The following is an 11,239-nucleotide window of genomic DNA, read 5'->3' as shown; positions in this document are numbered from 1 at the left end:
TAAGTTGATTGTCCGCTTAAGCCCTTAAAAATTAGAACAAGGTTGACCCTATTGAGTCATACCGAAAAGAAGCCAAGATGCAGGAGTCTTGGCTTTTTTATTGGAAAATAATTGCTGTAGGTAACCATTTCCTCTAATTAGCCCCCTCGGTTCCGATGCGCCTTCTCTTTATTGATGGGATTGGTTGGCAGTACACCCTCAATACACCCTACGAAGCTCCCCTAGGAGGGACACAGTCAGCACTCTGTTATTTAGCAGAGCAGTTGCAACAGCGGGGGCACGAGGTTTGGCTCTTTAACAACACGCGGCACATTGAATGTATCCGCCACGTCCCGCATCTACCGCTGGCTTGGCTGACCCTGCCATTCCTTGAGCAGCTGAAACCTGATATAGCCATTATTTTGAATAGTACCCTTGGGGCCGACCAGCTTCGTTTAGTCTTGCCACCTCAGACTCCCTTATTATTGTGGGCACACCACGCTGCCGATCAACCTGACGTTGAATCTTTGCGGTCCCCTGAACATCAAGAGGTTTATGAACGGATTGTTTTAATTAGTCAGTGGCAGCAGGAGCAATATATTGAGGCATTCAAGATCCCTGCTGAGAAAACCGCTGTACTGCGTAATGCCATTGCCCCTTGCTTTGAAAACCTTTTTGATTCTACAGAGTCTATTCTCAAGGCAAAGGCACAACCCTGGACGCTGGCCTATACGAGTACGCCCTTTCGCGGCTTGAATTTGCTCCTTGACCTGATGCCCGCCCTACAAGTCAGCCATCCCTCCGTTCGTCTCAATGTCTATTCCAGTATGAAGGTCTATCAAGCCAGTGAGTCTGAGGATCAACAGCAGTATGGCAACCTTTACCAACGCTGCCATGATTTGGCTAACGTCAACTATGTGGGTTCACTACCGCAGCCTGAACTGGCTCAAGCCCTCAAATCCACAGCCATTTGGGCCTATACTAATACATTTCCAGAAACCTCCTGCATTGCCGCCATGGAAGCCATGGCCAGTGGCTGCTATCTGATCACCAGTGAACTGGGTGCCCTTCCTGAAACAACCGCCGGTTTTGCCGACCTGATTCCCATTCCCCAGGAGAATTATCTGGCCGACTATAGCCGCCTGCTCAATCGGGCAATTCAACGGTTCAACGATCCTCAAGCCCATGCCGCCCTTGAGGCGCATCTCCGCGCTCAAGTGGACTACATCAATCACCACTGCACATGGTCAGTTCGTGCCCGCGAATGGGAAGCATTTCTAGAACAGGTGTTAACAGAGTCCGTGCCGATGCTGGGCAACTGGCAGCACAGACTTTGCGATTACCTTGAGCAGCAACGATATGAGGATGTACTAGCTGCCTGCGAGACCTTGAGTAAGCAGTTTCCTGGGGAGCATGGCTGGGTTGCCTATCAGGGCGCCACCTACATTTTCCAGGGCCAAGAGTCAGAGGCGCAACTTCTGTGGTCAGTGTATCTCAGTGACTTTACTGAAGAAGAGCAAGCAGAGATGACTGCAACATGGGCAGCGATCCTATTGGAGCTCGCAAATTTGCCCCGCAATACCTTGGAACTGCGATTTGCTCTCACAAGCTACGCCTACGAATTTAGTCCTAACCTCAAGATAGGACTGAAATTACTGAACCTCTCACTTCAGTTAAAATTAGGTACACAGGAAATGACTCAATTGTTACATCAGCTAACTGCTTTATTGCCCCCCAATGGAGGCTTAGAGGAAATAAACCCTGAGGATGTTGTCAATACAGTGCAGCGCTTGGTGGGTTACAGCAGTGAGCTAGAGGGGTTACCTGAGTTTATCAAAGCGCTAGGCCAATATCCATCCATACAACCATCTCTAGAGAGGGTAGTCTTTGAACTGCTCAACAACGACCCTGCACGCCTAGCTTCTACATTGGCTGAACCTTTCCTCAAAATTGCTAGAGAAAAATGGGGGCTGTATGAATTTCTCTGCCGTGCCTGCGCTCAAAGTAAGTTACATGAGTTGGCACTTGACTGTGCGAACAGGCTTTTTGACTATTCACTCAATCCTTTGGGCGAAGACTTGAGCCTGACATCTAAATTGCACGTAATGCAGACGTTTAAGTATAACCTCAACTATTCTGAAGAGGTTATGGCTCTTTGTGAGAGATGGCTCAAGAATGCCGATCGCTGTAATCAGTTTCTTGCTGAAAACATCAACACCGAACAGAGTGATTTTGGCAGTGTATTTTATGTTATCTGTTCCTACTTTCATCTAACGCATCAGTTTGATGCTCCCGCAATTATCAAACCAATCTATAATAAACGCAACCAAATATTTTACGATAATGCTCACTCCTTTCTGCCTGTACAGAATAGATATGGGAATTGCCAGCCAGCTATCAATAGTGCCACAAAAACCCCCTCTCCTCAAAAAATTAAAGTAGGATTTATCGGTAGTTGTTTTCATGAACATCCTGCTGGCCATCAAATGCGTTCCTTTATTCGCCTTTACGATCGCCAGCGGTTTGAATTTTATGCTTACAATCCATGGTCTGCTACCAGTAAGCAAGATCAACTTTCCTATTGGTTTCAGGCAAGCTTTGATCACTTCCACCACGGTGAAACAAAAGCCACTGAGATAGCTGAGCAAATTTATGAAGATAAGATTGATCTTCTCATTGACTTAGATAGTTGTACGAGCGACATCACGTACCAAGTTCTCACACTTAAACCAGCACCCGTTCAGGCGACATGGATAGGCTTTGATGCCATTGGCTTACCAGCAGTGGATTACTTTATTGTTGACCCCTACATTCTTCCCGAAGGGGCGCAAGCATGGTACACAGAAACGCTGTGGCGACTGCCTGAGTGCTATCTTTCCCTCGATGGCTATGAGGTAGCTAATAAAACTGGCATTCGCGATCAATTAGGACTGAGTGCTGATGCGGTGGTCTTTCTGTGTGCCCAGCGCACGAGTAAAATTCAACCAGAAATGCTTAAGCTGCAATTTGCCATTGTTGAGGCTGTCCCCAATGCGGTGTTGGTTGTCAAATACCACCGTGGTAGCCCCATCTTTGAGGAATGGTGCCGCAGTCTTGCCGAAGCTGAGGGGTTTGACTTAGATAAACTCTATTTCTTAACGTCGAACTTACCAGAGATTCACCGTGCTAATCTCTATGATGTGGATGTGGTGCTCGATACCTATCCCTATGCAGGCGGGGCAATGAGCCTTGAGGCCCTCTGGTTGGAGGTGCCGCTTGTGACGAAGGTGGGACAGCAGTTTGTGGCAAGGCATACCTACACGTTCCTGAAAAATGTCGGCGTTGAGGAGGGGATTGCCTTCAATGATGAGGAGTATGTGCATTGGGGAATTCGTTTCGGGACGGAACCCCATCTGCGGCAGCAAGTCAGTTGGAAGCTACGCCAAGCCAAACGCCATGCGCCCCTGTGGAATCCTCAACGCTTTAGCCGCCAGATGGAGCAAGCCCTAACGGCGATGATCAATCGGTATCGGACAGGGGAGTGGGTTGTGCCTGCAGGTCATCGAGTCGGAGAATAGAGCCAGCCATCGAGTTTGCTTAATTTTCTCCATAAGGTTCAATGTCTATAAGTATTTCAGATAACTTGGCAGCCTAAAATTACGAAAACGATACAAAAAGGGACTTGAATGGGCCTATCAAGGCTGGGCTTTTCCCCTAGTATCTAAATTGGAGCGTAATGGCTCCCTGCCTTTTCCATACATGAGAGGACAAGATTCATGGCAACCTACAAAGTAACGCTAGTGCGTCCTGATGGAAGCGAAACAACAATTGACGTACCCGAAGATGAGTACATTCTGGATGTGGCCGAAGAGCAAGGCCTAGACCTGCCCTTCTCCTGCCGTGCTGGTGCTTGCTCCACCTGTGCCGGTAAGCTTCTGGAAGGAGAAGTGGATCAGTCGGATCAGTCCTTCTTGGATGATGACCAAATTGAGAAGGGTTTTGTGCTCACCTGTGTGGCCTATCCCCGTTCTGACTGCAAAATCCTCACCAACCAAGAGGAAGAACTTTACTAAGGCGATTTTATACAATTTATATTGTTTTATATTGTTGGGGCGATTGTTGTGGGGCATCGCCCCTTTATTTTGGGGCTGGAGTCCTTAAGATAGAAGTAGTAATTGGTGCCCGCTGATGGTTTCTGATTTGCCCCCCACTGGTGATTTGATGATTCGTCCCTTGGCCTATCGGGATGTGGAGGTGGTGGAACAGTGGCTGCGCCATCAAGGGGTACATGAGCAACCCTTTGGTCTACCGTCCTTGGCGGGTGGACCGATGACCTCACCGCTGCATTTACTGCAGTGGCTAATGGGAATGAGCAAGCAGCGCATTTATGTTGCGGAGCGGGACAACCAAGTGCTAGGCGTTGTGCAGGTTGCTCCCTTTAATGAAAGTCGCACCACATGGCAGGTGCAGCAATTGTCTGCCCAAGAGTTTACGGAGGTGGGGACACAACTCCTGCGCCACTGTTTTGGTACCCTTGTCGAAGCCCGTACGTGGATAGTGGAAATTAATATTGACTACCGCGAGGCACTAGACCTGTATCGCCAAAATGGCTTTCAACCCTTGGCGCATCTCACCTATTGGCAGATTTCAACGGATCAGTTGGCAGAACTGGCCCAGGGCACGCCTTGCTTGCCTAATCTGCTAAAGGTCACCAATGCGGATGCACGGTTGCTCCATGAGTTGGATACAATGTCGATGCCGGCACTGGTGCGCCAAGTTTTTAATCGCCACTCTCGGGATTTTCAAACGAGTCTTTTGGATTGGCTACACCACAGTTTGACCAGTTGGTCGCAACAGGTACAAGTGCATCGTGCTTACGTGTTTGAACCGCAGCGGAAGGTAGCGATCGCCTCCTACACCCTCCATACGACTCAAAATGGACACACGCCCCACTGGCTAGACTTAACGGTGCATCCTGCTTATACAAATCTGTATCCGGAGGTACTAACCCATATTGCTCGCTTGGTGCAGGCCTATCCACCCGTACCTCTACTGCTGTCTTCGACGGATTACCAGGGGGAGCGAGAAGCTTACCTCGAAAGCTGGGCTGAGCCTATTCGTCGCAGTTTGATGATGTCGCGCTCAGTGTGGCACAAGGTGCGGGAAGTGCGATCGCCCCTGCCGGAAGGTCTGACCTTGTCAGAAGTCCTCCAAGGGCTGCAAACCCACCGCCGTCCTCAACCCGGTCAGATTCATAGCAATCATAGCAAAGAGGGGGCACAGGCCTACTACCATAAGCATCCCTCCGAAAACACATCGCCCCCAGAAGCCCAATCTTAATCTTTGGGGAGGGAAATCTCTGAGGTTTCAGTATAGCCTTGGAGCGCTTGCAGAAGGCGTTGGATTGCGGTTTCGTTGTCGAGGGCCAGCCGTTCAGGTTCAGGAGCAGTCATACGCTGGGTGAGCTGCGGTATATTTTCGAGGGGTTGGCCGTAGGTGTTGCCCTTGATGGTGAGTGGTGTACTTTGGGGCAGGGGATTGAGGAAGCTAATTTGCTCGGGCAAGTAGAAGATGGGTTGCAGTTGCTCTAGGGGGAAGGTGCCATAGCCTTGAGCATCCGCTGGATGGTGTTGCCAGTAGTCCAAGAGGGTCTGGCGATCGCAAAAACCGAGCATCTGTGCCTGACGGCGATCGCGATCCAAACCAACCGCAACTGCCAAATCGGCATTCATCACCCCCAAAAATGTGGGGCAATGAATCCGCAGGGACTCTCCCTGCTCGACAGGATAGATAGATAACTGCACCCCTTCTAAGTTGAGATCCGCAATGTCCACAAGGTCAAGAACCTCTGGCCGCTCACACCAAGTCGTACTCAAGGTTAGATCATCAGGCAGATCCTCAAGATCATCCCACTTGCTGGGAACACCCTCATTTTCCCACCAGTCTATGAACGAATAAAGCGCAACCAAATAGGGCAGAACTTGCCGTTGCCGACTGGGACGACATCCCTGAAGCACCGCATGGGCGGCATCCAATGACAGGGAACGAATGGGAACAGTCGGTGCCAAAAAGGAAGTCATAGCCGTCGTCATCCAAACGAAGTACGAAAAAGCCAGGCTGCCTAGGGAAGGTAGTAAATATCGTTACGCTCGCACCACTGGGCAAGCTTGGCTTCTATTTGCTCATCAATTTGTTTTGCGGTGCAAAGACCACGGGCATACTCAGAGTGAATTTCACGGCGGGCTTGCCGTCGTTGGTGGGGGCTGGGAATGGATTGGGTTTCATACCATCGCCTCATCCATTGCGGAATCTGGGGATCTTGAAAGAATTTACGGTAGAGCCACAGACGATATTCACGACCGAGGCAGCGAGAAATCGTGGGCTGGCTCACAAAGAGTTCACGGGCAATTTCTGCTTGGGTACGGCGACGCTCACACCAATCCCTGACCCATGTCGGCGTCTGCGGATCATTGAGAAACTCCACCATACACTCCACCCCTTGACCATTGTTGGTTGGCAGTGTGCGGGTATCGGGATAGTTGTCAATCCACTCTTGGTTACTGTCGGTGGAGCAAATGTTGAGGGAGCGGGTGGACTGAACATACCGCCCGAGAATCCGTCGCACCTGCTGATGAATATCCCGCGTATATTCAAGTGTCCAGCCCAAAAGTTGGGCAATGTGCTGCCGCAAACGCATCGTTGAAGCGCGGATGCGAGGATCCGTAATCTCCGTTTGCACAATCGTAATCAACTGAGCGCAGGCTTTGGGATCAATCCCCCGCTGCACCTCAGGGGGCGCCGCTTGGTAACGATCTTGAAACACTTGCAGGGCACGGTTGTCGTAGAAGAGCAGTTCATCCGCCTCGCGCTTGAGGAGTTTGCGTTTTTCATCGGCAAGTTTATTGCTAATGACTGTGCGCACCCATGCTTCAAAGGTGGGACGACCATGGCCAGTGGCATCAAAGGGCTTGAGGGGGTCAAAGGATTTCATTGCTTCCCAAAGCCACCCCGTGAGGTTGCTTTGGCATAGTTCGGGATCAGAGCTACCCAGACACACGGTACGCAGCAGATCGCGGTACTCGTGACGAAACTGGGGGGATAGGAGAACCGTTGCGCCAAGTTCTTGGCGTAGGCACTGAATAAAAAAGGCAAGGAAACACTCGGCCTCCGTGAGTTTAGGCACTGGATTACAGTTGGCTAGGACAGGGCGACTAAAGGCAAGCACCAGGTGCTTGAGGGACTGGTTGTACTGAGCACGATTGAGGCGATCGTACTCATCTTGAATCACAGTGGTGGGAATTTGCAGTAACCGTAGCACCGTTTTTTGCACAGCCTGCTGTTGCAGTTGATCGCGGCTGAGGTGCTGGAGGCAGCGAGGAAACAGACGAAAATAGGCTTCCACTAAGCGTTGGAGATATCCTCCCCGCTGGCTGAGATGGGGATCAATGTTGCGCTCGAGGATGGCTCGCAGGGCTTGAGAGAGGGGCTTTATCACAGCGGGCGATCGCTCCCCGGCCAAATAGCGAGACCGCGCTGCCTGCAATAACTGCGGCAGTTGTGCCACCTCCAGATCAGGACTGCGGGTCGAGGGACTCATCCGAAATCGGCAACATGAAATCGTTACTGAACATAGTAGCGGTTTTTGCCGAGACCCTTGGGGGAATCCTCAGCATCCCTTAAGAGAACTCCTCTTCACGGGAGAGGGGAGTTTTTATCTCCTCAGGAATCACGGTTCCCAGTTGTGCTGGTAAGCGGGCGATCGCCTGCTGCACAAAGGAGCGAATAAATTCATCGCGGCGATTGAGTTGAAACTGCCGTTGCACCACTTCACCAATACCCCCATCCCCCCAGTCTTGGTTGTGGCGAAAATACTCAATAAAACTTTTACCCGCAATGCGAGTGAGGTAGGCGGCCGTAATCCCTTGAACTGCTTTGCCAACGACTAGCCCCCCGACACTTAACTGGAGAGCCGTCCCCACCAGATTCATAGCACCTTTGACAATCCCAAGACTAGCAAGGGTTTTGCCCAAGGAAAGGGCCAACTCGCGGGCGCGATCGCGATTCAAGTCACAGCCATAGACCTTGCCAATTTCCATGACCATTTGCGCATTCACGGCGGCAGCAGCTAGCAGATCTACCCCGGGAATCGGCGTGACACAGACGACACCTGCACCAATCCACTGGTAGCGCTCCACCACCTTATCCGCTTGGCGGCGCCGTTGCTGATCAATGATTTTGCGGGCTTGCTCCCCTAGGCGTTGAGACTGCAAGAGGATATTGTCTGCCACAAGGTCATCCCCTTCCTGGCGGAGAATGGCACTCATCCGCCGAATCAGGGGCCAAATATGGGGTTCGGGTTCTAACCACTCTCCGGTATCGAGCTGGATCGGTTGGGGACGAGCGGCAATACCTACCACATCTTGGGGCGGAATCAACCCCTTAACCCGCTGCCGCAGATGGCGCAGCAGAGCCAGTTGATCAGCCTCACAGCGCAAGTCAATTTTATTGAGGACCAACAGCGATCGCTTGCCCATTTCCACCAAGTTGACCAAGGGGGTATATTCCGACTGCCGCAGGTCATCATCCAGAACAAACAGCAGTAAATCTGCCTCTGCGGCCAGTTGTCGAGCCAGTTGCTCGCGGTAGGTGCCAGCGACCCCTGCTTCCAAAATGCCGGGGGTGTCGGTAATGAGAATTTCCCGCTCAGTATTCGGTAACCAAAAACGATAGGTTTGGCCGACGGCAGTCGTACCCATTGTGGGGGCCACTTCCCCCACCATCTCCCCCAGCAACGCATTGACCAGGGAGGTTTTACCGGCCGAGCCGGTGCCAAAAACAACAATGCGCAATTCGTGGCGACAAAAGTCCTCCTCTAGCTCCCGTGCCCGTGCTAAGAGGGCTTGCCGTGCCACCTCATCTTCAATTTGACTCAGTTGCTGCCGTAGGGCTTTGAGGTTTTCGGCGGCAGCCTCCGTTTTATCCAGAGGGGCTTGGGGTACAGCGGTGGCGGGCTTGGGCTTCCCCTGGCGTTCAAGTAAATACAGGTAGCGAAAGAACGTATAGAGCAGCCCCCCCAATAGGCCAATGAAAATCAACACCAAGAGATTGGCCAAAAAGGGGGCCGTAAAAGCCACCTGCACATAGAGCCACGTCAGTGCCGAGATCAGCCAGAGGATGAGCACCAGAATAGCGCCAAATCCCAAAAGTGGCCAAAACCAACGTCTGGGGGTCATGGCAGGTATTTCATCAGACGCTGCAAGAAGGGCAATTTCAGCGATTGCCGCCGCCATAGGCGCACCATTAGCCCTAAGTTCACCAGAAAGTAGGCCGATCCCCAGAGACTATTCAGCAATAGCGCCAGGCCATGCTGCAGAGACTGGGCTTCACTCAGGCTGGCAAGCCCATTCAGCAGACCATAGCCCAACAGCCAACTAAGACCAATCACAAGAGCAAGGCGACTCACTTGGCGCGTCTGGCGATCGCTCCCCCGGCGACTCAATTGCCACAGTGCTGGAATCATGCCAAAAATGGGCAGCAAATAGACAAAGAACCACAATCGCTGCAATGTGGGATTGGTAAAGGCTTCCTGATCCACGGGGTCGAGGGGTTTCATCCAATACTCCGCAGGGCCATGCCTACCGTTGTCTGCTCTAAAAGAACCCAAAAAGATTGAGGCTTAGCTTCCTTCATTCCTAATATATCGCCGATGGCAAAACGCCCCACGGATACCCACCCCTTGCTAGACTGAAGATTGGCTTGTTTGCGGCACTGCTCGCGATCGCCAGTATTGCATTGTTGTTCGATAATTGCTAGGGAAGCTGCGTTTATGTCAGTGATTCAGGAGCTACACCGTCAACTCGTTCGCAAAGAGCGCTCCGCCACTGAAATTACCCAGGCCTATTTGGATCGCATTGATCAAGTAGAACCAACACTCCACAGCTTTTTGACGGTAACGCGCGATCGCGCCCTTGCCCAAGCTGCCGAGGTGGATAAACGCCTTGCTGCGGGTGAAGAAATTGGTTTGCTCACAGGAATTCCCCTGGCCATCAAGGATAACCTTTGCACCTACGGCGTTCGCACCACCTGTGCTTCTAAGATGCTGGAGCACTTTGTACCCCCCTACGAATCCACCGTAACCGAAAAATTGCAGGCCGCTGGCGCGATTATGGTGGGCAAAACCAACCTTGATGAATTTGCCATGGGCAGCTCCACGGAAAATTCCGCCTTTGGTTTCACGGCCAATCCTTGGAACCCGCAGCGGGTTTCTGGCGGCTCCTCAGGGGGATCCGCTGCAGCCGTTGCTGCCGGGGAATGTGCCGCTGCTCTGGGCTCCGATACTGGTGGGTCCATTCGTCAACCCGCCGCCTTCTGCGGAGTAGTGGGTCTCAAGCCCACCTATGGTTTGGTGTCCCGCTATGGTCTGGTTGCCTATGCCTCCTCCCTCGATCAAGTGGGTCCCTTAGCGCCGACGGTGACTGATGCAGCTATTCTCTTGGGGGCGATCGCCGGCCACGATGCCAAGGATGCCACCAGTCTCAGCGTGCCGATTCCCGACTACACCCAAGCCCTCAAGCCTGATCTCAAAGGCATGCGCATTGGCCTTATTCAAGAAACCGTGGATGAAGGCGTGCAACCGGAGGTGAAGTCCGCCCTTGAAGCCGCCCTAAAAACCCTAGAGGAATTGGGGGCAACCATTGTTGAACTCTCCTGTCCCCGCTTTGCCTACGGCCTGCCCACCTACTACATCATTGCCCCTTCAGAAGCCTCGGCGAACTTAGCCCGCTATGATGGCGTGAACTTTGGTTTTCGGGCTGAAGGGGCCGCTGATCTGCTTGAGATGTACATGAAAACCCGCGCTCAAGGCTTTGGCCCCGAAGTAAAGCGACGGATTATGATTGGCACCTACGCCCTGTCTGCCGGCTACTACGATGCCTACTACCTACGAGCCCAAAAAGTACGCACCCTGATCAAAGAAGACTTTGCCCGTGCCTTTGAACAAGTGGATCTCCTGGTTTGCCCCACCGCTCCCACCACTGCTTTTAAGGCAGGGGAGAAAACCACCGACCCCCTAAGTATGTACCTGTCAGACTTGATGACCATCCCTGTAAACCTTGCGGGCTTACCCGGCCTGAGCCTCCCCTGCGGCTTTGATAGGGAAGGGCTGCCCATTGGCCTGCAATTGATTGGCAACGTCCTAGGCGAAGAGACCCTATTTCACGTTGCCTATGCCTATGAACAGGCCACCCCTTGGCATCGGCAGCAGCCGCAGCTCTAGGCGTGA

8 protein-coding genes are annotated in these 11,239 nt (G+C 52.1%); 4 read left to right on the top strand and 4 right to left on the bottom strand.

All coding sequences use genetic code 11. The annotated features are described in order from the left end of the window. Positions 1 to 155 precede the first annotated feature (155 nt). From IGQ16_RS04090 to IGQ16_RS04080, 3 genes are all read left to right on the top strand, one after another. Positions 156 to 3,536: a glycosyltransferase gene (locus IGQ16_RS04090; protein ID WP_297060349.1), complete on the top strand. Its 3,381-nt coding sequence runs from the start codon at positions 156 to 158 to the stop codon at positions 3,534 to 3,536. A 198-nt stretch (positions 3,537 to 3,734) separates the two neighbouring features. After that, on the top strand, positions 3,735 to 4,031 hold the full coding sequence (gene petF1 / locus IGQ16_RS04085) for a ferredoxin PetF1 (RefSeq protein ID WP_011056851.1): 297 nt from the start codon (positions 3,735 to 3,737) through the stop codon (positions 4,029 to 4,031). 115 nt (positions 4,032 to 4,146) lie between these two features. Next, a complete protein-coding gene (locus IGQ16_RS04080; RefSeq protein ID WP_297060347.1) occupies positions 4,147 to 5,298 on the top strand; it encodes a GNAT family N-acetyltransferase in 1,152 nt (383 codons plus the stop codon). Here IGQ16_RS04080 and IGQ16_RS04075 read toward each other — a convergent pair. From IGQ16_RS04075 to IGQ16_RS04060, 4 genes are all read right to left on the bottom strand, one after another. Then, the gene (locus IGQ16_RS04075; RefSeq protein ID WP_024123834.1) at positions 5,295 to 6,038 is read right to left on the bottom strand and encodes a hypothetical protein; all 744 of its coding nucleotides are present in this window, start codon (positions 6,036 to 6,038) and stop codon (positions 5,295 to 5,297) included. The two genes, IGQ16_RS04080 and IGQ16_RS04075, sit on opposite strands and share 4 nt — an antisense overlap. A 41-nt stretch (positions 6,039 to 6,079) precedes the next feature. Then, the gene (locus tag IGQ16_RS04070; protein ID WP_297060345.1) at positions 6,080 to 7,555 is read right to left on the bottom strand and encodes a hypothetical protein; all 1,476 of its coding nucleotides are present in this window, start codon (positions 7,553 to 7,555) and stop codon (positions 6,080 to 6,082) included. Positions 7,556 to 7,634: 79 nt separating this feature from the next. After that, positions 7,635 to 9,191: a DUF697 domain-containing protein gene (locus IGQ16_RS04065; RefSeq protein WP_024123832.1), complete on the bottom strand. Its 1,557-nt coding sequence runs from the start codon at positions 9,189 to 9,191 to the stop codon at positions 7,635 to 7,637. Further along, positions 9,188 to 9,571 (bottom strand): hypothetical protein, encoded by a 384-nt coding sequence (locus IGQ16_RS04060; RefSeq protein ID WP_024123831.1) that lies wholly within the window; start codon positions 9,569 to 9,571, stop codon positions 9,188 to 9,190. Before IGQ16_RS04060 ends, IGQ16_RS04065 begins: the two co-directional genes overlap by 4 nt. 213 nt (positions 9,572 to 9,784) lie before the next feature. Here IGQ16_RS04060 and gatA point away from each other — a divergent pair, with 213 nt between their 5' ends. Further along, positions 9,785 to 11,233, top strand: coding sequence for an Asp-tRNA(Asn)/Glu-tRNA(Gln) amidotransferase subunit GatA (gatA, locus tag IGQ16_RS04055; protein ID WP_024123830.1), 1,449 nt, complete (start codon positions 9,785 to 9,787; stop codon positions 11,231 to 11,233). Positions 11,234 to 11,239 lie beyond the last annotated feature (6 nt).

The organism is Thermosynechococcus sp. M3746_W2019_013, assembly GCF_015296045.1.
Taxonomy (GTDB): Bacteria; Cyanobacteriota; Cyanobacteriia; order Thermosynechococcales; family Thermosynechococcaceae; genus Thermosynechococcus.
Note: the sequence above shows the minus strand (reverse complement) of the source record. Positions and strands in the feature narration are given on the sequence as shown.

What these genes read in the sequence shown, in the direction of transcription:
- IGQ16_RS04090 (WP_297060349.1), top strand. Translation starts at nt 156, where the DNA reads ATGCGCCTTCTCTTTATTGATGGGATTGGTTGGCAGTACACCCTCAAT.
- petF1 (WP_011056851.1), top strand. Translation starts at nt 3,735, where the DNA reads ATGGCAACCTACAAAGTAACGCTAGTGCGTCCTGATGGAAGCGAAACA.
- IGQ16_RS04080 (WP_297060347.1), top strand. Translation starts at nt 4,147, where the DNA reads ATGGTTTCTGATTTGCCCCCCACTGGTGATTTGATGATTCGTCCCTTG.
- IGQ16_RS04075 (WP_024123834.1), bottom strand. Translation starts at nt 6,038, where the DNA reads ATGACTTCCTTTTTGGCACCGACTGTTCCCATTCGTTCCCTGTCATTG.
- IGQ16_RS04070 (WP_297060345.1), bottom strand. Translation starts at nt 7,555, where the DNA reads ATGAGTCCCTCGACCCGCAGTCCTGATCTGGAGGTGGCACAACTGCCG.
- IGQ16_RS04065 (WP_024123832.1), bottom strand. Translation starts at nt 9,191, where the DNA reads ATGACCCCCAGACGTTGGTTTTGGCCACTTTTGGGATTTGGCGCTATT.
- IGQ16_RS04060 (WP_024123831.1), bottom strand. Translation starts at nt 9,571, where the DNA reads ATGAAACCCCTCGACCCCGTGGATCAGGAAGCCTTTACCAATCCCACA.
- gatA (WP_024123830.1), top strand. Translation starts at nt 9,785, where the DNA reads ATGTCAGTGATTCAGGAGCTACACCGTCAACTCGTTCGCAAAGAGCGC.